At 74.7% G+C, this 22564-nt stretch carries 20 protein-coding genes; 12 read left to right on the top strand and 8 right to left on the bottom strand.

Annotated features, from left to right (window positions below; genetic code table 11):
* Window positions 1-26: 26 nt before the first annotated feature.
* Window positions 27-1262: a lycopene cyclase family protein gene (locus tag AC0VX6_RS21785; protein WP_475465864.1), complete on the top strand. Its 1236-nt coding sequence runs from the start codon at window positions 27-29 to the stop codon at window positions 1260-1262.
* Here the strand turns inward: AC0VX6_RS21785 and AC0VX6_RS21780 are convergent.
* A complete protein-coding gene (locus tag AC0VX6_RS21780; protein ID WP_475465862.1) occupies window positions 1228-2235 on the bottom strand; it encodes a MerR family transcriptional regulator in 1008 nt (335 codons plus the stop codon). The two genes, AC0VX6_RS21785 and AC0VX6_RS21780, sit on opposite strands and share 35 nt — an antisense overlap.
* A 91-nt stretch (window positions 2236-2326) precedes the next feature.
* Between AC0VX6_RS21780 and AC0VX6_RS21775 the strand changes: the two genes are divergently transcribed.
* The 3 genes from AC0VX6_RS21775 to AC0VX6_RS21765 all read left to right on the top strand — a co-directional run bounded on the left by AC0VX6_RS21775 (window position 2327) and on the right by AC0VX6_RS21765 (window position 6726).
* Window positions 2327-2824: a DUF4383 domain-containing protein gene (locus AC0VX6_RS21775; RefSeq protein WP_212643113.1), complete on the top strand. Its 498-nt coding sequence runs from the start codon at window positions 2327-2329 to the stop codon at window positions 2822-2824.
* Window positions 2821-4332 (top strand): SDR family oxidoreductase, encoded by a 1512-nt coding sequence (locus AC0VX6_RS21770; protein WP_274974430.1) that lies wholly within the window; start codon window positions 2821-2823, stop codon window positions 4330-4332. The genes AC0VX6_RS21775 and AC0VX6_RS21770 overlap by 4 nt, the downstream gene beginning before the upstream one ends.
* 213 nt (window positions 4333-4545) lie before the next feature.
* Window positions 4546-6726, top strand: a complete 2181-nt coding sequence (locus AC0VX6_RS21765) for an MMPL family transporter (RefSeq protein ID WP_475469413.1) — start codon at window positions 4546-4548, stop codon at window positions 6724-6726.
* Window positions 6727-6821: 95 nt separating this feature from the next.
* Here the strand turns inward: AC0VX6_RS21765 and AC0VX6_RS21760 are convergent, their stop codons facing one another.
* The 3 genes from AC0VX6_RS21760 to AC0VX6_RS21750 all read right to left on the bottom strand — a co-directional run bounded on the left by AC0VX6_RS21760 (window position 6822) and on the right by AC0VX6_RS21750 (window position 9203).
* Window positions 6822-7610, bottom strand: a complete 789-nt coding sequence (locus tag AC0VX6_RS21760) for an aminotransferase class IV family protein (RefSeq protein WP_274974429.1) — start codon at window positions 7608-7610, stop codon at window positions 6822-6824.
* Window positions 7611-7723: 113 nt separating this feature from the next.
* On the bottom strand, window positions 7724-8308 hold the full coding sequence (locus AC0VX6_RS21755) for a class I SAM-dependent methyltransferase (RefSeq protein WP_274978214.1): 585 nt from the start codon (window positions 8306-8308) through the stop codon (window positions 7724-7726).
* A gap of 184 nt (window positions 8309-8492) precedes the next feature.
* The gene (locus tag AC0VX6_RS21750; protein WP_274974428.1) at window positions 8493-9203 is read right to left on the bottom strand and encodes a GntR family transcriptional regulator; all 711 of its coding nucleotides are present in this window, start codon (window positions 9201-9203) and stop codon (window positions 8493-8495) included.
* Between the two features lie 346 nt (window positions 9204-9549).
* On the opposite strand from AC0VX6_RS21750, the gene AC0VX6_RS21745 reads away from it, so the two are divergent.
* From AC0VX6_RS21745 to AC0VX6_RS21720, 6 genes are all read left to right on the top strand, one after another.
* Complete coding sequence (locus AC0VX6_RS21745) at window positions 9550-10800, top strand: NRAMP family divalent metal transporter (RefSeq protein WP_274974427.1); 1251 nt, start codon at window positions 9550-9552, stop codon at window positions 10798-10800.
* A gap of 113 nt (window positions 10801-10913) precedes the next feature.
* Window positions 10914-11681, top strand: coding sequence for a LamB/YcsF family protein (locus AC0VX6_RS21740; RefSeq protein ID WP_274974426.1), 768 nt, complete (start codon window positions 10914-10916; stop codon window positions 11679-11681).
* Between the two features lie 46 nt (window positions 11682-11727).
* A complete protein-coding gene (locus tag AC0VX6_RS21735) occupies window positions 11728-12345 on the top strand; it encodes a 5-oxoprolinase subunit B family protein (protein ID WP_475465858.1) in 618 nt (205 codons plus the stop codon).
* 86 nt (window positions 12346-12431) lie between these two features.
* Entirely contained in the window at window positions 12432-13358 is a 927-nt protein-coding gene (locus tag AC0VX6_RS21730) for a 5-oxoprolinase subunit C family protein (protein WP_475465856.1), read from the top strand.
* A 128-nt stretch (window positions 13359-13486) separates the two neighbouring features.
* Window positions 13487-14269 carry a putative hydro-lyase gene (locus tag AC0VX6_RS21725; protein ID WP_475465854.1) on the top strand — a complete coding sequence of 261 codons (783 nt, stop codon included), beginning with the start codon at window positions 13487-13489 and terminating at the stop codon, window positions 14267-14269.
* Between the two features lie 72 nt (window positions 14270-14341).
* Window positions 14342-14827 (top strand): YciE/YciF ferroxidase family protein, encoded by a 486-nt coding sequence (locus AC0VX6_RS21720; RefSeq protein ID WP_274974422.1) that lies wholly within the window; start codon window positions 14342-14344, stop codon window positions 14825-14827.
* 184 nt (window positions 14828-15011) lie between these two features.
* Here AC0VX6_RS21720 and AC0VX6_RS21715 read toward each other — a convergent pair whose 3' ends face one another.
* The 3 genes from AC0VX6_RS21715 to AC0VX6_RS21705 all read right to left on the bottom strand — a co-directional run bounded on the left by AC0VX6_RS21715 (window position 15012) and on the right by AC0VX6_RS21705 (window position 18679).
* A complete protein-coding gene (locus AC0VX6_RS21715) occupies window positions 15012-16535 on the bottom strand; it encodes a vWA domain-containing protein (protein WP_475465852.1) in 1524 nt (507 codons plus the stop codon).
* 294 nt (window positions 16536-16829) lie between these two features.
* Entirely contained in the window at window positions 16830-17438 is a 609-nt protein-coding gene (locus tag AC0VX6_RS21710) for a hypothetical protein (RefSeq protein ID WP_475465851.1), read from the bottom strand.
* Between the two features lie 245 nt (window positions 17439-17683).
* On the bottom strand, window positions 17684-18679 hold the full coding sequence (locus AC0VX6_RS21705) for a GlxA family transcriptional regulator (RefSeq protein ID WP_475465849.1): 996 nt from the start codon (window positions 18677-18679) through the stop codon (window positions 17684-17686).
* A 70-nt stretch (window positions 18680-18749) separates the two neighbouring features.
* On the opposite strand from AC0VX6_RS21705, the gene AC0VX6_RS21700 reads away from it, so the two are divergent.
* The gene (locus AC0VX6_RS21700) at window positions 18750-20075 is read left to right on the top strand and encodes an MFS transporter (RefSeq protein ID WP_274974418.1); all 1326 of its coding nucleotides are present in this window, start codon (window positions 18750-18752) and stop codon (window positions 20073-20075) included.
* A gap of 20 nt (window positions 20076-20095) precedes the next feature.
* Complete coding sequence (locus AC0VX6_RS21695; RefSeq protein ID WP_475465848.1) at window positions 20096-20650, top strand: hypothetical protein; 555 nt, start codon at window positions 20096-20098, stop codon at window positions 20648-20650.
* Between the two features lie 217 nt (window positions 20651-20867).
* Here AC0VX6_RS21695 and dctA read toward each other — a convergent pair whose 3' ends face one another.
* A complete protein-coding gene (gene dctA / locus AC0VX6_RS21690) occupies window positions 20868-22397 on the bottom strand; it encodes a C4-dicarboxylate transporter DctA (protein ID WP_274974417.1) in 1530 nt (509 codons plus the stop codon).
* Between the last annotated feature and the right edge of the window lie 167 nt (window positions 22398-22564).

The raw sequence follows: 22564 nt of genomic DNA, 5'->3' as shown, positions 1-22564 counted from the left end.
CGGCCCTTCCCGTGCATGCTGGGGGCATGGCCGACTACGACGTGGCGATCATCGGCGGGGGAGCCGCTGGGCTCACCCTGGCCCACCAGCTCCGCGGGGTCAATGACCGACGTGGCCGACCGCTGCGGGTCGCCCTGGTCGAACCGCCCCCCGGACCGCACACCCCTCCGCCCCGCACCTGGTGCTTCTGGGAGCCCGACGGCGGGCCGTGGGACCACCTGCTGGCCGCCCGCTGGGAGGACCTGTCCGTGGTGGGGCCTGACGGGGCCTCCCACGACTCCTCGGCGGCGCCCTACGTGTACAAGATGCTGCGGTCGGCCGACGTGGACGCGCACGTGCGCGCCTCGGCCGGTGAACACGTGGACCAGCTCCCGGTGCTGGTCACCGGGGTCGCCGACGGCGCCGAGCACGCCGTGGTGCGGGGCACCGGACCCGGGGGAGGGGAGCGTGCGCTGACCGCCTCGTGGGTGTTCGACTCGCGTTTGCCCCGGCCCGCCCCGCGCGGGCGCACGCACCTGCTCCAGCACTTCCGCGGCTGGTTCGTGCGCACGCCCGACGACGCGTTCGACCCCGCCTCGGCGGTGCTCATGGACCTGCGCCCTCCCCAGCCCGCCAACGGCGTGGCCTTCGGCTACGTGCTGCCGCTGTCGTCGCGCGAGGCGCTGGTGGAGTACACCGAGTTCGGCCGCGAGGCGCTCACGACCCCCGAGTACGAGCGCGCGCTCAAGGACTACTGCGGTCTGCTCGGGCTGGGGGACGTGGAGGTGACCGCGGCCGAGCAGGGCGTCATCCCGATGACCGACGCGCGGTTCCGGCCCCGCGCGGGGCGGCGCGTGTTCCGGGTGGGGACGGCGGGCGGCGCCACCCGGCCCTCCACCGGGTACACGTTCAGCGGTGTGCGGCGACAGACGGCCGCGGTGGCGCGGGCGCTGGCCCGGGGGCGGGTCCCGGTGCCGCCGGTGCCCCACCGGCGCCGCCACCTGGCGATGGACGCGGTCATGCTGCGGGCCCTGGACACGGGGCGGGTGCGGGGAGCGGAGTTCTTCGCCGGGCTGTTCGCGGCCAACCGCCTCGGGGACGTGCTGGCCTTCCTGGACGGCGGTTCGCGCCTGTCCCGGGAACTGGCGATGGGCCTGAGCACACCGGTCGCGGCCATGTCGCTGACCAGCCTGGACCAGGCGTGGTACGCGCTGCGCGGGGCCGGTGCCGGGGCCGACGCGAACAGCCTCAGCCGGGGGCCAGGGTCCGCACGGCGTCGGTGAGCGAGCCCAGGTGCCCGGCGGACAGGCCCGGCGCCGCGCCCAGCGACCGCCAGCCCGGTCCGGCCGTGTACACGGCGGTGGCCTGGGCCGACTCCGCCGCCGCGCGCACCGCGGCCCGCAGCGCCGCGACGTCGTCGGCGTTCCCGGCGTGGGACCACAGGACCACCGCGCGCGGACCCGTGCGGCGCACCGCCCGCACCGTCGCCGCCACGGGCGTGCACGGCCCCAGCACCCGGCGAGGCACGCCCCGTTCGCGCAGCGCGGCGGCCAGCGCCTCCATCGGAAGGCTGTGCATCTGGCCGGGGCCGCAGGCCAGGACCGTGGCACGGCCCGCCGCGTCCGTGTCCGCCGGGGCGGCCACGCGGCGCAGCGCCGAGGACACGCACCACGACAGGAGGTGCTCCACCTCCACGTAGCGCCGGGTGTCCTCCCACTTGCGGCCCATCCCGTACAGCAGCGGCATCGCCAGGTCCTCCCATGCCGCCACCACGCCGCGCTCGTCCAGCGCCTCCTCCAGCAGTGCTTCCACGAGTTCGGCGTCCATGCGCATGGCGGCGCGGGCGATCCCCTGGAGGGTGGGCCCGGCCGGACCGAGCGGCAGGGTGTCCCCGCCCGGGCGCGAGCGGGACCGTGCGCGCCTCCCGGGGGCCTCCGCTCCCTCCCCGGAGGACTCCGTCTCCTCCCGGCCGACCCCCGCGCCCCGCTGCCGGGGAACGCGCGGCGCGGCGGCGGACGCCGAACCCCCGCGGGCCGGGTCCAGCACGCACTCCGCCGCCGAGGCGGGCGACAGGCCCTCGCCGACCAGGCGGCACAGCTCGCGCAGGCGCGCCACGTCGGCGGGGGAGTAGCGGCGGTGCCCGCCCGGGCTGCGCTCGCGCGGCCCCACACCGTAGCGCCGGTCCCAACTGCGCAGCGTGGAGGGCGAGACCCCGAGCAGACGCGCGGTCGCCCCGGGGGTCAGTGCGTCGGCCATGGCGCCCCAAGCGTTGCGAAAGCGGTGCGTCTTGTGTCGCGCACCACACGCGTAGAACTCTAGCTGGGAGAACACCGGAAGGGGCAGCACCATGGATCTGGACACCAGGCGCCCGGCCGACCGCCGTCTCAGCGTGGTCTACCGTGTCGGCGCCGGACTCACCGGACTCGTACTCATGGGCTTCGGCATCGCGGGGCTGGTGGTCAGGCTCCCGCTCTTCGACACCCAGGGGGAGGTCATCGCGGGCCTGTCCACCAACGGCGCGCTGAGCTTCGTGTCCGTCGCGATCGGCTCACTGCTGCTGGGCGCCTCCGTGCTGGGCGGCTCGTTCGCCTCCACCGTCTGCACTGTGGTGGGCGTGGGGTTCGTGGCCAGCGGACTCGTGAACCTCTACCTGATGAGCGCGGGGCCCAACATCCTGGCCTTCTCCATGCCCAACGTCATCTTCAGCTTCGTCGTCGGGATCATGGTGATGACCTTCGGCATGTACGGCCGGGTCAGCGGCGGCCTGCCCGAGGACAACCCGTACCGCCGCAGGCGCGCGCGGCGACGCGAGCGCCGCCACGGCGTGGTCGGTGCGACCGGATGAGTCAGTCCGTCCTGGTCACCGGGGCCACCGGCTACATCGGCGGGCGCCTGGTGCCCGAGCTGCTCGCGGCCGGGCACCGCGTCCGCTGTCTGGCGCGCACCCCGGACAAGCTGCGCGACCAGCCCTGGCGCGACCGCGTGGAGGTGGTCCGGGGCGACGCGGTGAGCGGCGAGGGCCTGGCCGAGGCGTTCGCGGGCATCGACACCGCCTACTACCTGGTCCACTCGATGTCGGGCGGGCGCGACTTCGCGGGCACCGACGCCCGGGCCGCCCGCAACGCCGCCCGCGCGGCGCGGGAGGCGGGCACGACCCGCCTGGTCTACCTCGGCGGACTGGCGCCGCACGGGGAGGGCCTGTCGGCGCACATGGCCTCGCGCGAGGAGGTCGGCCGGATCCTGCTGGAGTCGGGCGTGCCCACCGCCGTGCTGCGCGCCGCGGTGATCCTCGGCTCCGGCTCGGCCTCCTTCGAGATGCTGCGCCACCTCACCGAGCGCCTGCCGGTGATGACCACGCCCCGGTGGGTGCGCAGCCGCGTCCAGCCGATCGCCGTGCGCGACGTGCTGCGGCTGCTGGTCGGTTGCGCCGAACTCCCGGAGGGGACCAACCGGACCTTCGACATCGGCGGCCCGGAGGTGCTCTCCTACGCCCGGATGATCCAGCGCTTCGCCGGGGCGGCGGGGATCGCCAGGAGGCTGATCGTCCCCGTCCCCGTGCTCTCGCCGGGCCTGTCCAGCCTGTGGGTCGGCCTGGTCACGCCGGTGCCGCCCGCGATCGCCCGGCCGCTGGTGGAGTCGCTGCGCCACGACGCGGTCGTCGGCGAGGACGACCTGTCCGAACTGCTGGACGACCACGACCGGATCGGCTTCGACCGGGCCGTGGAGCTGGCCCTGCGCCGCGTGGACGAGTCGCGGGTGGACACCCGCTGGTCCTCGGCCGCCTGGCCGAGCGCCCCGTCCGACCCCCTGCCGAGCGACCCCGCCTGGGCGGGCGGCAGCCTCTACACCGACGTGCGCGCGCGGTACGTCGACGCCGGAACGGAGGCGGTGTGGCGGGTCGTCGAGGGCATCGGCGGCGAACACGGCTGGTACTCCTGGCCGCTGGCCTGGGCCGCGCGCGGCTGGATCGACCTGGCCGTGGGCGGGGTGGGCCTGCGCAGGGGGCGGCGCGACCCGGAGCGGCTGCGGGTGGGCGACTCCCTGGACTTCTGGCGGGTGGAGGAGGTCGTCCCCGGCGAGCTGCTGCGGCTGCGGGCGGAGATGCGCCTGCCCGGACCGGCCTGGCTCGAACTGGGCGTGGCCCGCGTGCGCGGACGCACGGTCTACCGCCAGCGCGCGCTCTTCCACCCGCGCGGCCTGCTGGGGCACCTGTACTGGAAGGCCGTCACGCCCTTCCACGGGGTCGTGTTCGGCGCGATGGCCGACAACATCGTCGCGGCCGCGGAACAGGCCTCCCGGGAACGGGCGTCCTCGAAGCGCGCGGCCCCTCGGGGGGCGCACGCGCGCCGCTGACACCCGCCTCCCCGGCCCCGGTCCGCGCGGACCGGGGCCGACGGCGTTCGCGCCCGACCGCACCGCCGACGGGCGGTGACGGGGGACACATCCGCGCCGGGCGGGGGCGGGCGCATGGCGGGAGCGGACTGGGGTAGGGTCATGCCGAAAGTAACTCGAAAAGCGAGATGCTCAAATTTCGAGCAAGCTGACGGTGTGAGAGGGATCCCGAACGTGGACAAGGACAACGGCAGACCACCTGCCAGGCGGTCGCGCTGGTGGATCGGAGCGGCCCTGCTGGTCGCCCTGGTGTGGCTGGCGGGCGCCGGGCCCCTGGGCATGTTCCTGGGCAGGCTCGGCGAGGTGCAGACCAACGACCCGGGCGCGTTCCTGCCGGTGGGCGCCGAGTCCACCGAGGTCAGTGGGATCGCCGAGGAGTTCGACCGGGAGGAGGCGGTCCCGGCCGTCGTCGTCTACTCGCGCGAGGACGCCGGGGAGGACGGGGGCGAGGCGCTCGGAGAGGGCGAACTCGCCGACATCGCCGCGGTCGCCGAGCGCGTGGGCGGGGAGCCCTGGGTCTCCGGCTCCGTCGTCGGCCCGATCCCCGGCACCGAGGACCCCTCGGTCGCCCAGTTCGTGGCGCTGCTCGACCCGGCCGCCGACACCGGAGACGCGGTCGAGGACCTGCGCGCGGTGCTGGCCGACGACCCCGTGCCGGGGCTCCAGGTCCAGGTCACCGGCCCCGCCGGTTTCGCGGCCGACCTCGCCGCGGCCTTCGGCGGCATCGACTCCACGCTGCTGATCGTGGCCATCACCGCCGTGCTGATCATCCTCGTGGCCGTCTACCGCTCGCCGCTGCTGCCGGTGCTGGTCATCCTCGCCTGCCTCCTCGCGCTCGGCCTGTCCGGCGCACTGGTCTACCTGGCCGCCGACACCGGCCTGGTCAGCCTCAACGGTCAGAGCCAGGGCATCCTGTTCATCCTGGTCGTGGGCGCCTGCACCGACTACGCGCTGCTGCTCGTGGCCCGCTACCGCGAGGAACTGGCCGTCCGCGACCGCGTACCCGAGGCCGTCGCGGCTGCCGTGCGCGGCGTGACCGGTCCGGTCCTGGCCTCCGGCGGGACCGTCATCCTCGGCCTGCTCTGCCTGCTCGCCGCCGACCTGGCCTCCACCCGCAGCCTCGGCCCCGTGGTGGCCATCGGCGTCGTCGCGGCCCTGCTCTCGGCGATGACCTTCCTGCCCGCCGTGCTCGCCCTGTGCGGACGCGCCGCCTTCTGGCCCGTGGCCCCGCACAGCGGCGGCCGGACGGACGGAACCCTGGACGAGGTCGTGGCCAGCCACCGGTTCTGGGGCCGCCTGGCGACCACCGTCTCGCGCAGGCCGCGCCTGTACTGGATCGTCACCACCGCCGTCCTGGCCGCCGCGGCCGTGTTCGCGCCCCAGTTCGACGCCGGGGGCACCGGCCAGGCCGAGGTCTTCCGCACCGAGGTGGAGGCGGTCGACGCCCAGGAGGCGCTCGACCGGGGCTTCGGCTCCGACGCCAGCGCCGCCCCCGCCCTGGTGGTCGCCGACGCCGACCACCTGGACGAGGTCGTCCGGGCCGCCGAACGCCTGCCCGTCGTGGACGGGGCCGCGCCGGTGACCGAGCCCGGCCCGCCCGGCGCCGACCTGCCGCCCCTGGTGGAGGACGGCCGGGTGCTGGTCGAGGTGGTCCTCACCGTCGGCCCCGAGTCGGCCGAGGCGGTGGACGCGGTGCGCGACCTGCGGACCGAACTGGACTCCGTCGAGGGCACCGACGCCCTGGTCGGCGGGGTGAGCGCCACCGACCTGGACACCCTGGACACCGCCCAGCGCGACTTCGTGGTCGTGGTGCCGCTGGTGCTCGTGGTGGTCTTCCTCGTGCTCATCCCGCTGCTGCGCTCCCTGGTGGCGCCGCTGCTGCTGATGGCCGTGAACGTCCTGTCCTTCGCCGCGGCGCTGGGCGTGGGAACGCTGCTGTTCGAGCACGTGCTCGGCCTGCCCGGCGCGGACCCGGTGGTGCCGCTGTTCGCGTTCGTGTTCCTGGTGGCGCTGGGCATCGACTACAGCATCTTCCTCATGTCCCGGGCGCGTGAGGAGACGCTGCTGCACGGGCACCGCGAGGGCGTGCTGCGCGCGCTGACCGTCACCGGCGGCGTGATCACCTCCGCCGGGGTGGTGCTGGCCGTGACCTTCGCGGCCCTGGCGGTGATCCCGCTGCTGTTCCTGCTCCAGCTGGCCTTCCTGGTGGCGTTCGGCGTGCTGGTGGACGCTCTGCTCGTGCGGACGGTGCTGGTGCCCGCGCTGTCCCTGGACGTCGGGTCCCGCGTGTGGTGGCCCGGGCGCGCGGGCCGCGCCCCGAAGAACGCCGAGGAGGGCGAACCCGCCGGGCGCTGACGCCGGGTCGGCCCCGTAACCCCGGACCCGGCCCCGTCGTGCGCGCTCGTCGGGCGCACACGGCGGGGCGGGGCGTGTGCGCGCTCCGGAGGCCGCTACAGGGCGTCTCCGGGCAGGTCCGCGTAGGCCGCGGCGAACTTGCGCACCAGCGCGGCCTGCGGCAGGTGGACGCCGTCGATGGCGGCCACCGGCCGCACGCCCGCGGTGGCGTTGGTGATGAACGCGCCCGCCGTACGGGTGCTCGCCGCCGAGGCGATCGGCCGGGTGGTGACCGGGATGCCGAGGTTCTCGGCGGCCCGGCTGACCAGCGCCGTGGTCACCCCCGGCAGGCAGGGGGCCTGCGGCCAGACCAGGCCGCCGCCGTCCAGGAAGCCGATGTTCCAGGTGGGGCCCTCCGAGACGCGGCCGTCCACGCCCATGAACAGCGCGTCGTCGTAGCCGTCCAACTGGGCGGCGCGGCGCTGGCGGAGCGCTCCGAACAGGCCGGTGCTCTTGACCTGCGGGGTGTCCCGGGTGAAGAGGCGGGTGCCCAGGCGGACCGGGGGAGGGGAGGCGTTCTCCGGCGCGGGACGGGTGCTGACGAGGATCTGCGGGAGCTGGCGGGCGGAGGGCCGGCCCAGGTCCATGTGGGGGTCGAAGACGGTCACGCGGACCACCGAGGGGGAGGGGTGGGCGCGCGCGGAGCGCCGGGCGAGCTCGCGGACCCGGGGGATGTCGAGTTCGACGCCGAAGAGGGTGCGGCAGTCGTTGCTCAGGCGTTCCATGTGCAGGTCGAGGCCGCGGACGCGCAGGTCGGTGACGAGCATGGTGGTGAAGTGGCCGTAGCCGTACAGGGCGAGGCCCGCGAGTTCCCCGGTGCTGACGGGGCGTCCGTTCAGTTCCATGAGGTGTCCATCATGGCATTCCGGTATCCGCGCCATCGGGGTTTCCCCCACCGGAACCGGGTCGGGCGGCGCACCGCGCCGGTCGGGTCGGGACCCGGCCGCCGGGGCCCGTGTCAGCCGGTCGTGCGGCGGAAGCGGTACCACCGCGGTGAGGTCCGGTTCATCGGCCATCCCAGGCCGTCGGTCCCCGCGTCCTCGGCCGTGAGGAGCTCCCACCCCGGGAACGCGGCCTCGATCTCCGCCTGCGCGACGCCCTCGACGAGCCGCCGGTACCGGGACGGGCCGAAGGCGAGCATCAGCAGGGCGGCCCCCGGCGCGGCCAGGGCCGTCACCCCCCGCCCCTCCGCGGCCCGCTGGTCCGCGTCCAGGCCCTGGAAGCAGCCGATGTCGAGGAAGAGGTCGAAGGCGCCCAGGCCGGAGGATTCGAGGCCGGTCACGTCGCCGACGACGTAGGAGACCTCCGCCGGGCCCCTGCGGCGGGCGGCCTCCACGGCCTCCGGCACGATGTCGACGCCCACCGCCTCCCAGCCGCGCCGGGCCAGCTCGGGGGTGAACTGCCCGCGTCCGCAGCCGATGTCCAGCGCCCGCCCGGGGCCGGTCGCACGCGCCCGCGTCTCGCGGTCGAGCAGGGCGCCGAGCTGCGCCGTCCCGCCCGCGGCGCCGTAGCGCTCCCAGGGGGTGAGGCCGAGACGGTACATCCACGCGTATTTCGTCATGGCCTCAAGGTAGGACGGCTCTCCGGCGCGGGCCCTTCACCCCCCGTCGGAGGGGCTGCGGGGGGTGTTCCCGCTGTTCGGAAGGGCGGTCCGTCCGGCTGCGGGGAGGGGGAGGGCCGCCGCGCCGCGCGTCCGGCGGGGGCGCGGCCCGCCGCCCGCCCCGCGGTCAGCCCCGCTGCCGTTCCATGGCGGTGAACGCGGTGACCAGCTGGTCCTCCGAGGTCTCCAGGTAGGTCGTCAGCTCGTCCGCCGCCCCGGCCGCGTCCCCGGAGGCAAGCAGGGTGTGGATCCTGCGGTTCCAGTCCAGGTACGGGGCGTGGAACTCCCGGGGCGCGTCCATCACGTGGAACACCAGCCGGGTCTCGGCCAGCACCTGGCTCATGAACTCGTTCACCCGCGTGCTCCCGGCCAGCCCGGCCACGGCCTGGTGGAAGCGCATGTTCGCCGTTCCCATCCGCCACCAGTCCTCGCGTCCGCGCGCGGCCTCGCCCTCGTCCACGGCCGCCCCGACCAGCCGTACCGCCTCCTCGTCCGGGGCCGCCGACCCCCGCAGAGCGGGCAGTTCCAGGGAGCGGCGCGCCTTGAACAGGTCGCGGACGTCCTCGCTGGTCGGCAGGCCGACGAACACCCCCCGGTGCATCTGGTGCACCAGCAGCCGCTCGCGCACCAGCAGTCGGAACGCCTCGCGCAGGGTGTTGCGGGAGACCCCGAGCTCCTCGCACAGCCGCTCCTCCGACAGGCGCTGTCCCGGCGGGTACACGCCGTCGATGAGGGACTCGCGGAGCAGCTCCGCGACCCGTTCGGCCTGCGTGGGCAGCGGGGGGAGGAGGCGCGTGCGGCCGCTGGTCCGGTCGGTGCGGGCGTCCGTGGCCGTCACAGGTGCTCCTTAAGGGGACTGGCGTCTGTTATTTCATTGTCACTGACGCGGAGCACTCCCGGGAGGGCGGGGAGCCCACAGAAGTCGGTTCATCGGACCGGTGGACCGCGGCGCGGCCCCGCGCGGCTCCGCCCACGGGCTCGCGGACGCCCCTTTCGGAGGTTCCTCCAACGGTTCTCCTGGGCAAGGCGGGGCGAAGAGACCCTCCTGCAACACAGGTGACCTGGGTTTTTTACATACCGGATCTTTACCTGTCTCGTTGGATTGAAGTATCGTTCAACAATCCAACGATGGCGCGGTCGGTTATCGCGTCACCGACCCGCATCCGGACCCCTTGGAGTGACCCATGGGTGACACACCCCCCGCACCCCCGAAGGTGCGCCCCCGCGTCGGGCGGATCGCGATCAGCAGCAGCCTGCTCGGTGCGATGTTCCTCATGGCCACCAGCGCCATCGGCCCCGGCTTCATCACCCAGACCACCACGTTCACCGCTGAACTGGGCGCGACCTTCGCGGTCGCCATCCTCATCTCGATCCTGGTCGACATCGCGGTCCAGCTGAACATCTGGCGCGTCATCGGCGTCGCCAACACCCGAGCCCAGGACCTGGCCAACAAGGTCGTCCCCGGCGCGGGCTACCTGCTGGCCGCGCTCATCGTCTTCGGCGGCCTGATCTTCAACGTCGGCAACCTCGCGGGCACCGGCCTGGGCCTGAACGCCATGATCGGGTTCGACACCCAACTCGGCGCGGCCCTGTCCGCGGTCCTGGCCGTGGTCATCCTGGCCGTCAAGAGGCTGGGCGCGGCCCTGGACCGCGTCCTGATCGTGCTGGGCGTGGCCATGATCGCGCTGACCGTCTACGTGGCCGTCGTGTCCCAGCCCCCGGTCGGCGAGGCACTGCGCCAGGCCGTCCTGCCCGAGCGGTTCGGCGCGGACGTCTTCCTGGCCACCGTCACCATCATCGGCGGCACCGTCGGCGGCTACATCACCTACGCGGGCGTGCACCGCCTCGTCGAGGCGGGCCAGGGCGGGCGCGAGAACGTCCGCGCCATCACGCAGACCTCCGTGACCGGCATCATCGTCACCGGCGTCATGCGCGTAGTGCTGTTCCTGGCCATCCTCGGCGTCGTCACGGGCGGCGCCGACATCCTGGCGTCCGCCAATCCCTCCGCTGAGGCCTTCCGCCAGGCGGCGGGCGAGGTCGGCGTGCGCCTGTTCGGCGTCATCCTGTGGGCCGCGGCGGTCAGCTCCGTCATCGGCGCCTCCTACACCTCGATCTCCTTCGTCACGAGCTTCCACCCGTGGCTGGAGAAGCGCCGGGGCCTCCTGGTCACCGTCTTCATCGGCGTCTCGCTGGCGATCCTGCTGCTGTCCGGGCAGGCCCCGAACACGCTGCTGATCCTGGCCGGAGCCCTCAACGGCGTGATCCTGCCGGTGGGCCTCGGCATCCTGCTGTGGGTCGCGGCCCGCCGCTCCGGCGACCTGCTGGGCGGGTACCGCTACCCGCGCTGGCTGATCGTCATCGGCGTCGCCGCCTGGGCGCTCACCGTGTACATGGCCATCGGCTCCCTGGGCGGCATCGCCGACCTCTGGCAGTAGCCCGCACGGCACGCCCGGCCACCGTCCCCCGCCCCCGCCCCGCCCGGACCGCCACCCGGGCGGGGTAGGGGTACCCCGCAAGGGGCAACACGAAAGAACGAGGAGCACCGACGTTGCGCATCGACCTCAACTCCGACCTCGGCGAGAGCTTCGGCCGCTGGGAACTCGGCGACGACAAGGCACTGCTGTCCATCGTGACCAGCGCCAACGTCGCCTGCGGCTTCCACGCCGGTGACCCGTCCGTGCTGCGGCGCACCACGCTCGACGCGGCGGCCGGGGGAGTGGCCGTCGGCGCGCACGTGGGCTACCGCGACCTCGCCGGGTTCGGCCGCCGCTTCCTCGACGTGCCGCCCGCCGAGCTGACCGACGAGGTGGTCTACCAGATGGGCGCGCTGTCGGCGTTCACCCGCCTGGCCGGGGACCGGATCCGCTACGTCAAGCCGCACGGCGCCCTCTACAACACGATCGTGCACCACGAGAAGCAGGCCGCCGCCGTGGTCGCCGCGGTGCGCGAGTTCGACCCGGCCATGCCCGTGCTGGGCCTGCCCGGATCGCAGTTCCTGCGCCTGGCCGAGGAGGCCGGGCTGCCCACGCACCGCGAGGCCTTCGCCGACCGCGCCTACACCCCGGAGGGAACGCTGGTCTCGCGCCGCGAGCCCGGCGCCGTCCTGCACGACCCGGCCGCCATCGCCGAGCGCTGCCTGCGCATCGCCCACGGCGAGCCGGTCGAGGCCGTGGACGGCAGCCGGATCGTCATCGAGGCCGACTCCCTGTGCGTGCACGGCGACAGCCCCGGCGCGGTGGACATCGCCCGGGCCGTGGCCGACCGGCTGCGCGCCGAGGGCGTCACCCTCGCGCCGTTCACCGGGGAGGCCGCGTGACCCCTGCCGGGAGGGTGGGGCCCACCGCCCCCGCCGAGGAGGCGCCGTGCGTGTCCTGACGTGCGCCGACAGCGGTGTGCTCGTGGAGGTCGCCGACCTCGCCGAGGTGATCGCGCTGCGCGCCGCGCTCCGGGCCAGGCCGATCCCCGGGGTCACCGACGTCGTCCCGGCCGCCCGCACGCTGCTGCTGCGGATCGAAACCGGCACCGACCCCGACGGGGTCGCCGCCGCGGTCACCGGACTGCCGCTGGCACCCGGGAGCGGACCGGACTCCGGCGACACCGTCACCATCCCGGTGTTCTACGACGGCGAGGACCTCGACGACGTCGCCGAACTGACCGGCCTGACCCCGCGCGGGGTGGTCGAGGCGCACACCAGCGCCACCTGGACGGTCGCGTTCTGCGGCTTCGCGCCCGGGTTCGGCTACATGGTCGGCGACGACCCGCGCCTGAACGTGCCCCGGCGCGGTGAGGCGCGCACCCGCGTGCCCGCCGGTTCGGTGGCCCTGGCGGGGGAGTTCGCGGGGGTGTACCCGCGCAGCTCCCCCGGGGGGTGGCAGCTGCTGGGCCGCACCGAGGCCCCGATCTGGGACCTGGACCGCGACCCGCCCGGCCTGCTGCGGCCGGGGGTGCGCGTGCGCTTCACCGACGCGGAGGCCTCATGAGTACGCGTGTCGGACCGGCACGGACGGAACCCGCCCGCGAACAGGGGCGGGAACAGCGGCAGGGACAGGGACGGGGAAGGAACGCGGTGTCGGGTCGGGGATCGGTGGCGCAACCGCGCGAGGCGACCGCGACGTACGCCCCGACCGCCGGTGGGGGGCGGTCGGCCCTGGAGGTCGTGGCCACCGGGCCCATGACCACGGTCCAGGACACGGGCCGCTTCGGCCACGCCGACCTGGGCGTGGGCCGCTCCGGCGCCGCCGACGCCCGCTCCTACGCCCTGGCCAACCGCCTGCTCGCCAACCCCCCGGGGGCCGCCGCCCTGGAGGCCACCCTGGGCGGGCTGCGCGTGCGGGCCCGCGGGCCGGTGACCGTCGCCGTCACCGGGGCCGAGGCCCCGCTGCGGGCGGACGGGCGCGGCGCCGCCGCCAACACGGTGCTGCACCTGCCCGACAGCGCTGAGCTGGCCATGGGCCTGCCCGACCGCGGACTCCGCTCCTACCTGGGCGTGCGCGGCGGGGTGGACGTCCCGCCGGTCCTGGGTTCGCGCAGCACCGACGTCCTGGCCGGGCTGGGACCCGACCTGCTCGTGCCCGGCGCCCTGCTGCCGGTCGGGCCCGCGCCCGCGGACTTCCCGAATGCGGACCACGCCCCCGTGCCGCCCGGCGGCGGACCCGAGGAGGTCCTGCGGGTGGTCCTCGGCCCGCGCGAGGACTGGTTCACCGAGGAGGCCGTCCGCACGCTGCTGTCGTCCGCCTACGAGGTCACCCCGCGCAGCGACAGGGTCGGCGCCCGGCTGTCCGGCCCGGTCCTGGAACGCGCCCGCTCCGGCGAGCTGCCCAGCGAGGGCATGGTCGCGGGGTCGCTCCAGATCCCGCCGGGCGGGGAGCCCGTGCTGTTCCTGGCCGACCACCCCGTGACCGGGGGCTACCCGGTGGTGGCCGTCGTGTGTTCGGCGGACCTGCCCAGGGCGGCCCAGGCGCGCCCCGGCACCCGCCTGCGCTTCACCCTCTGATCGGCCGGGCCCCGCCGGAGCGGCGGGGCCCCGAAACGACCGCGGACCGGGCTTGCGCACCTAAGCGGGCCGCCGCGCCGCGCGGGAACACCGCCCGTCCGTCCCACCCGGAACGAAAGGCAGCACCGATGACCTCTCCGGCCGACCTCTCCCCGTCCCAGGCCCGCGCGCTGTTCCGCGACGGCATGCGCGTCCCCACCTCCGGCTACAGTGCGGGCTACGCGCAGGCCAACCTCATCGCGCTGCCCCGCGAGGCGGCCTTCGACTTCCTGCTGTTCGCCCAGCGCAACCCCAAGTCCTGCCCGGTCCTGGACGTCACCGAGCCGGGGCAGGTGGACGCCTCCGTCTTCGACGGCGACCTGCGCACGGACCTGCCCGCCTACCGGGTCTACCGCGACGGGAAGATGGTCGAGGAGCGCACCGACGTCACCGACCTGTGGCGCGACGACCTGGTGGCCTTCCTCATCGGGTGCAGCTTCACCTTCGAGACGCCCCTGCTGGAGGCCGGTGTGCCGGTGCGCCACATCGAGGCGGGCACCAACGTGGCCATGTACGCCACCAACCGGCCCTGCCGCCCCGCGGGCCGGTTCAGCGGTTCGCTGGTGGTCTCCATGCGGCCGATCCCCGCCGACCGGGTGGCCGACGCGGTGCGCGTCACCTCGCGCTACCCGGCGGTCCACGGCGCCCCCGTGCACGTGGGCGACCCGGCCGCGCTGGGCATCGAGGACCTGGACCGCCCCGACTACGGCGACGCGGTGGAGGTGCGCCCCGGCGAGATCCCGGTCTTCTGGGCGTGCGGGGTCACCCCGCAGGCGGCCGTGACGGCCTCCGCCCCGGAGTTCGCCATCGGCCACGCCCCCGGGCACATGGCGATCACCGACGTGCGCGACTCCTCCTACCAGGTGCCCTGACGTTTGTCGCCGGACCCCCGGGGGTAGTCGCGGGCCCAGGCCTGAGCGACACGACGAACGAAGGGGAACGGTGTGAACAGCCGCGAGCAGTTGATCGCCTGGCTCAACGACGCCTACTCGATGGAGAAGTCCCTCGAGGAGACGCTCGAGAGGCACGCCAAGGACGCGGAGAAGGACCCCGAGGTCCACGCCCGCATCACGCGGCACATCGATGAGACCCGTCAGCAGGCCGAGACGGTCAAGGGGTGTATCGAGGCCCTGGGCGGCAGCGTGTCCAAGGTCAAGAGCGCCCTGGCCGGGATGATGGGTTCCGTGCAGGGCATGGCCAACAAGCCCGCGGGCGACACCATGGTCAAGAACGCCCTCTCCGACTACGCCGCCGAGCACTTCGAGATCGCCTCCTACCGGGCGCTGATCGAGGGCGCCCGCGCTCTCGGCGAGGAGCAGATCGCCCTCAAGCTGACCGCCATCCTCCACCAGGAGGAGGACATGGCCCGCTTCCTGGAGCAGAAGCTCCCGGGCGCGGTGCGCACCGCGCTGGCCGACGCCGAACGCTGACCGCGCCGCGGGCCGGGCCCGCGCGACGGCACCCGACGCCCCGGAGAGGCACCGCCTCCCCGGGGCGTCCGCGTGGCGGGACGCTTCCCGGCCGCGCCCGACCCGGTGGATACCGCGCCGTCCCTCCCGGCGCGCCGTTCCCGACTGCTCTCCCGGCCGCGCCCGGAACCCGGGCGGTGCCGCCTCAGGGCTCCCTCGGGGGAGGGGCGCCCCCGTCGGGGGTGGGGCGTCCGCCGTCGGTCTGCTGGCCCCGGATGAGGCGACCGCGGCGACCGCGACCGGAGCGCCGGCCGGGGCCGCCGCCCCCGGCCTCCGGACCGGGGCCCTGACCGGGACCGGAAGCGCCGTCCCGGGCCCCGCCTGTCGGGTCCTGCTCCGCCCGGTCCCCGTCCCCTCCGGTCCGCTGCCCGCCGTCCCGTGCGGCCCCCGGCCGCTGACGGCCGCTCTTGCGCGAGTAGCCCGCCTGGCTCGCGTACAGCGACTTGGAGACCCGGGAGGCGTCGCCGGACCGGGTCATCCCCGCCATCCGCCGCAGTTCCTCCATCTGCGCGAGCACCTCCGGCGGCGGAGCCGCCGCAGGCGCACCGGAGGCACCGGCGGGCGCCTCCGGCATGTGGTCGGCCAGGTCCGTCCGCGCCTCCTCCAGCAGACCCGCGGCGCCGAAGCGGTCGCCCCGCCGCATGGCCTCGCTGGCCCTCCTCTTGGCGGTCTGCGCCCGCTGGAGGACCTCCTCGGCGCGCACTTCGGGCCGGGGCACCCGCTCGTCGGCCGCGTCCCGCGCGACCACGCCGAGTTCGACGGGCAGGGACACGGTGCGGCTGGCCAGCGTGACCGGGTCGGCGTAGGTGACCTCCAGCGCGGCGACGGTGCCCGGCGCGGACAACCCGGAGACCTCCAGGCGCAGCAGCAGGCGGCGCCGCTCCCCGGAGTGGAAGTCGCCCAGTTCGACCACCACCGATCCGTCCGCGAGCCGGTGGGAGGGCATCTCGCCCACCACGGAGACGGCGCGCAGGAGCGGACCGGACGGAACCCGCAGCGACACGGCCTGAGCGGTCTTGGCCAGCAGGTACTCGGCCTCCTGGGCGATGAGGCCGCCCGCGGTGTCGGGGTCCTCGGCGAACAGGGCGCTGCCCGCGCCGCCGTCGGCCACCGCGCCGAGCAGTTCCTCGTCGTAGCCCAGGCCGTATCCCAGGGTCGTGGTGGTGACCCCGTGGGAGTAGGCGTCGGCCGCCACCTGCCGGAGCAGGTCGTGGTCGGTGACGCCCTGGTTGGCGTGCCCGTCGGAGATCAGCAGCAGGGTGGCGCCCCGGTCGGCTCCGGCGCGGCGGGCCTCCTGCACACCGCGCATCAGCCCGCTGGACAGGTCGGTGCCCCCCGACGCGTGCAGCCCGGAGATCAGGCGGCGCACCCGCGCCTTGTCCTCCAGCGGCCCGCAGGGCACCTCGACGCGGGCCTGGTCGTTGAAGGACACGAGTCCGAAGTTGTCGGAGGGCGCGAGCCGCTCCACCAGGGACAGCAGCGCGCGCACCGCGCCGTCCAGGCGTCCTCCGCCCATGGACCCGCTCCGGTCCAGCACGACCTGGAGGGTCGCGGGCGGGCGCCCGGTGTCCTCCTCGCGTTCGGGGGCGGTGATGTCGACCAGGACGGACACGGTGTCGTCGGTGTCCCGGGGGACGGCGTCGAAGTCCAACAGCGCTGTCAGGTGCATGCGTGCTCCGGGGGTCGGGAGTGTGGCCATCCAGCCTAGGAAGCGGCGACGACGTTCGCGCGGTCCGGAGTGGCCGGATGGGGCCATCTCCGGGCCACCCGGCCGGGCCCGCCACCCGGCCGGGCCCGCCACCCGGCTGGGCCCGCCACCCGGCCGGGACCGGGACGGGGTCCGCCGCCACGCGGGGCCGGGACGACCCTCGTCGGTGCGGGGTGCGGGGTGCGGGGTGCGGGGTGCGGGGTGCGGGGTGCGGGGTGCGGGGTGCGGGGTGCGGGGTGCGGGGTGCGGCGGGCCTCAGATCCGGCGCAGGCCCAGACGGCGCAGCTCCAGGGCGGCCAGCGCGTCCACGGCCCCGCGGTCACCGGAGCGCCAGGCGCCCGCCGGGTCCTCGTGGGTGCCGGCCAGCCGGGACGGGGAGGCCGAGGTCAGGGCGCGCAGGGCCAGCAGCCGGGACCGGGCCTCGGGCGTGAGCCCGCGCAGCCGCTTGGCGGCGCTGGCGTGGCGCACCCACCGGGCGCGCAGGGGCAACCAGGTGGCGGCGAGCAGCAGCAGCGGGAGCACGGCGGTCAGCAGCGGCAGGGCCAGCGCGAGCGAGGCCACCGTCTCCTGGAAGGAGACCCCGGCGGAGGTGAGGGACTCGCCGGTCTCGCTCATGCTGGTGAACGGGGTGGACAGGGCCTCCCCGGCCAGGGGCACCTTCTGGGCCTGCTCGGCGGCGGCGTTCATGTGCTCGCTGAAGCCCTCGCCCGTGCTCACCATGAGTTCGCCGGGACGGCTGAGGGCCATGAGGGTCTCGCGCAGCGCCAGCGCCGCGCCGACCCACGCGTACACCCAGGCGGCGGCGAGCAGGTCGGAGGCGAACTGGAGGAACGCGCGCACGGGGTACTCGGCGTAGAGCTTCACGGGGGGCCTTCCGGGGTGAGGGGCGGGGCGTGGGCGCGGAACCCACGGTTCCCCGTTACCCGTTCCGGGCCCCCTCACGCCGCGGACCGCGCGGCCACGGGCGTTTCCGCGCCCGCGCCCCGCCCTTGCACGGGTCCGTCCCGCGCCCGGTTCCGCGTGCCGTACCGATGATCCCCGGTGGCGCCCCCGCTGGGGGAGGTCCGCCGCCCGCGTCCCCGGTCAGGGGTTCCGGGCCCCGGACGGGTTCAGACCGCGTCCGGTGCGCCCCGGAAGGTGCGCCGGTAGGCGCTGGGGGACACCCCCAGTTCGGCGTGCATGTGCTGGCGCAGCGACGCCGCCGTGCCGAAGCCCGCCTCGTGCGCGACCCCGTCCACCGGCAGGTCCGACTCCTCCAGTAGCTGCCGGGCCCGGTCCAGGCGCTGCTGGGCGATCCACCGGCCGGGCGAGAGCCCCACCTCGTCGCGGAAACGGCGGGTGAAGGTGCGCACGCTCATGGACTCCTGGAGGGCCATCTCCCGCAGGCCCGGCTGGAGGTGCAGGTGTTCCAGGGCCCAGGCGCGCGCCCGGCCCGTCGCGGCGCGCTCCGGCGCGGGCACGGGACGGCGGATGTACTGGGCCTGGCCGCCGTCGCGGTGGGGCGGGACGACGGTACTGCGCGCCACCTCGTTGGCCACGGCGGCGCCGTGGTCGACGCGGATCATGTGCAGGCCCAGGTCGATGCCCGAGGCGACCCCGGCGGCGGTCAGCACGCGCCCGTTGTCGGTGTACAGCACGTCCGGGTCCAGGTCGATGCCCGGGTACATGGCGCGGAAGTAGCCCGCCGACTTCCAGTGGGTGGTCACGCGGCACCCGTCCAGGAGCCCGGCCGCGGCGAGCACGAACGCACCGGTGCAGATCGAGGCCACGCGCGCGGTCGGCGGGATGCGCGCGACGGCCGCGGCCAGAGCCGGTGCGAGGGGTGCGTGCGGGCGTTCGCCGTAGTCCTCGTCGGCGGCGGGCAGGATCACCGTGTCCGCCTCGTCGAGGGCCTCCGGCCCGTGGGCCACGTTGATCGTGAAGTCGGCGTCGGTGCTGACCTCCCCCGGCTCCAGCGCGCAGGTGACGACCTCGTAGAGCGGCTTCCCGTCGGCGCCCCGGGCCTGGCCGAACAGGCGGTGGACGCTGCCCGACTCGATGGGCAGCAGGCCGTCGCGGACGAGGACGGCCACGCGGTGGCGGTCGGGACGCGAGAAGATCCTCATGGCCCGATTCTTGCGCATGTTGTCTTTCGGGACACTGTCGGGGGAGGGGCCCGCGAAGGAGGCTGGGGTCATGGTCGAGAACACCGCTTCCGCGGGGAAGCCCGCACGTACCCCGTTCCACCGCGCGTGGCCGATCGCACTGGTCTCGTGCCTGACCATCGTGGCCGCGGCGGCCTTCGCCGCGATGCCCGGGATCCTGACCGATCCCCTGCACGCCGAGTACGGGTGGTCCCGGGGAACGATCGGCACGGCGGCCTCGGTCAACATGGTCGTCTACGGTCTGATCGCTCCGTTCGCCGCCGCGCTGATGGACCGGTTCGGTATCCGCCGCGTCGCCCTGGTGGCTCTGGGGGCCGTCGTGGCGGGCGCCGGACTCACCACCGTCATGACCACCGCCTGGCAGCTCACCCTCTACTGGGGGATGCTCATCGGCGCGGGCACCGGGTCCCTGGCGATGACGTTCGCCGCCACCGTGACCGACAACTGGTTCGTCGAACGCCGGGGGCTGGTCATCGGCGCCCTGACCGGGGCCAGTGCCTTCGGGCAGATGGTGTTCCTGCCCGCTCTGGCGTGGATCGTCGAGAACCAGGGATGGCGTCCGGCCCTCGTGACCCTGGCCCTGACGGCGGGCGTGATGATCGTCCTCGTCGCCCTTGTGCTCCGTGACCACCCGGCCGATCTGGGGCAGCGCCCCTACGGCTCCCCGGTCTTCGTGGAGCGGCCCCGGGCGGACCGGGGGGCGGCGCGCCGGACCGTGGACGTCCTGTCCTCCTCGGTGCGCAGCCGCCGGTTCTGGCTCCTGGCGGGGACCTTCGCGGTGTGCGGCGCGACCACCAACGGCATCATCTGGACCCACTTCGTGCCCGCCGCGCAGGACCACGGGATGGCCGTCACGGTCGCCGCGGCGCTGGTGTCGACGATCGGTGTGTTCTCCCTGGTGGGGACGGTCCTGTCCGGGTGGCTCACCGACCGGGTGGACCCGCGTGCGCTCCTGGTCGCCTACTACGCGGGGCGGGGCGCCCTCCTGGCGGCGCTGCCCGCGCTGCTGGGCCCGGACACAGGGGCGGCGATGGTGGCCTTCGTGGTGGTGTTCGGTCTGCTCGACGTCGCGACGGTGCCCCCGACCATCCTGCTGTGCCGTCGGGTCTTCGGCGCGGACGGGGCCATCGTCTTCGGATGGGTCAACGCCGTCCACCAGGTCGGCGCGGGGGTGATGGCGGTCTTCGGCGGCTTCACGCGTGACGTGGGCGGAAGCTACGGCCCGGTGTGGCTGATGGCCGCCGCCCTGTGCGCCGTCGCCGGGCTGCTGGCCTTCAACCTGCCGCGCGGCACGGGCGCCGACCTCGCGGACGAGGGGTCCGCAGGGGTGAGTGACGACGAGCGGGAGAGGGCGTGACCGGCATGAGGAACACCGGTATGGGGGACGCTGACATCTGCGGTGGCGCCGAGACCTCCGACAACGACCACGGCGCCGCCGGTTCCGGCCACGCCCGTTCGGACGGCGGCGGGTTCGGCGGGGGCCGCGCCGCCCGGAGCGCCCGGCGCCCGTCACCGCAGTTCTCCGTCGTCCTGATGGTCCTCGTCGCCGTGGTGGCCTACGTGGGGTTCTCCGGACTGGAACAGGGGCTGCGCGCGGCGCGCGGTGAGGGCGTGCCGGGTGTGTTCACCGCGTCGAGCCTCACGTGCGTCCAGCACCCCGGGCACGAGTCGTGCGTCTGCAACGGCACCTTCACCAGCGCCGGGGGAGGAGAGCCGCGCGGGGTCTACCTGCACGCGGCCGGACGCGACACCTGCCGGGAGGGTGCGCGGATCCCCTCCGTGGACGCGGGGGCCGCCAACCGCGTCTACGGCCCCGACGGCTCCCGGGAGTGGATCCTGTCCTCGCTCATCCTCGCGGCGTGTCCGGCCGCGGTCGGCGGCGTCGCGGTGAACTGGGTGCGCTACCTGAGGCGCGGACCGGCCGGGGGGTGACCGCCCCGGACGCGGGCCGCCCCGGACGGACCCGGCGGTCCGTCCGGGGCGGTGGGAACCGGTGCCCGTACGGGGGACGGGAGGCGTACGGGCACCGGGCGCGGGCCGGGGGACGGGCTGGGAGCGTCCGGCCCGCGGTCCGGAGCCGCGGTCGGCGGGGCGGACCGGCCGCCGACCGCGGCGAGCCGCGACCGCGCTCGGGCGCCGCGGCCCGGGGTCAGCCGCGCGGCGCGCCCACGGGGGTGCGCCGGTCCCCGTCCTCCCCGCCGGAGGAGTCGGCGGTCCGCACGTCCCCGTCGGCCGGGTCGGAGTCGGCCGTTGCGGTCGCCTCGGCGTCCGAGCCGTCGCCCCCGGCCGTGCCGGAGGCCTCCGCGGCCCCGTCGGCCCCCTCGGCGGGCCTGTCGTAGCTCATGAGGGCGTCCATGTCGATGCTGTTCGGGTTCCTCAGCGTGTGCGCGAGGCGCTCGCGGTCCAGGCCGCCGGTCCAGCGGGCGATGACCAGGGTGCCCACGGCGTTGCCGATGAGGTTGGTCAGCGCGCGGCCCTCGGACATGAAGCGGTCGATGCCGACGATGAGCGCGATGCCCGCCAGCGGGATCACGTCGCCGAACGCGGCCAGCGAGGCGGCCAGGGTCACCAGACCGGCGCCGCTGACGCCCGCCGCGCCCTTGCTGGAGAGCAGCATGAACAGCAGCAGTCCGACCTGGGTCCAGACGGAGATGTCCGAACCGGTGGCCTGGGCGATGAAGATGGCGCCCATGGTCATGTAGATCGCGGTGCCGTCCAGGTTGAAGGAGTACCCGGTCGGGATGGTCAGGCCCACCACGGACTTCTTGGCGCCGGCGGCCTCCAGCTTGGTCATCATGCGCGGCAGCACCGACTCGCTGGAGGAGGTGCCCAGCACGATGAGGAGCTCGTCGCGGATCAGGCGCACCAGGCGGAACAGGCTGAACCCGGCCAGGCGGCTGACGACGCCCAGGACGACGACGATGAACAGGACGCAGGTGACGTAGAAGCTGAGCATGAAGTAGGCGAGGCTGCTGAGCACCTGGCCGCCGTACTCGCCGATGGTGAAGGCCATGCCGCCGAAGGCGCCGACGGGCGCCGCGTACATGACGATCTTGATGACGCCGAACATGATGTGCGACATCGTGTCCAGGGCGCGGACGGCGGGCTCGGCGCGCTTGCCGAGCATGGTCAGCGCGCAGGCGACCAGGATGGCCAGGACCAGGACCTGGATCAGCTCGCCGTCCACGAACGCGGAGAAGAACGAGTCGGGGATCATGTGGAGGATGAAGCCGGAGAAACCGGTTCCGCCCGCCTCGGCCTCGGCGATGGTGTCCGCGGCGTCGGCCTCGTCGAAGGACACGTTCAGGCCCACGCCCGGACGCATGATGTTGACGGTGATCAGGCCGATGGCCAGGGCGATCACGGTCAGCGCGGTGAAGTACACCAGGGTGCGCAGGGCCAGCCCGCCCGCCTTGGCCAGGTTGCCCAGACCGGCGATGCCCACGACGACGGTGCAGAAGATGGTCGGGGCGATGACGACCTTGACGAGCTTGATGAACAGGTCGGCCAGCCAGCGCATGTCCGCGGCCCAGGTCGGGAAGAGCAGACCGACGGCGATGCCGAGCGCGATACCGACGAGCACCCAGAAGTACAGGTGACGGTAGATGGGCTTCTTGCGCCTGGGCGGTGCCTCGTCGGCACTCTGCCCGGGGGCGGCGGCGCGTCCGGGACTCGGCATGGCCTTCTCCTCCAGGTCCTGTGTAGCGGGTCACAGGAACCTTCACGCCGCAGGCGCGTAACGGCCAACCCACGAGGGGGAAACTTAAGGTTTACCTGACATTTGATCACTTTCGGTGGCAGAGCTGCGTATTTCTATTCACGGAGGGTGTTCGTCCGTCCGGGTGT

The sequence above is a fragment of the Nocardiopsis sp. iso_25 genome (genome assembly GCF_056173305.1).
This window is presented reverse-complemented; position numbering and strand designations above follow the sequence as displayed.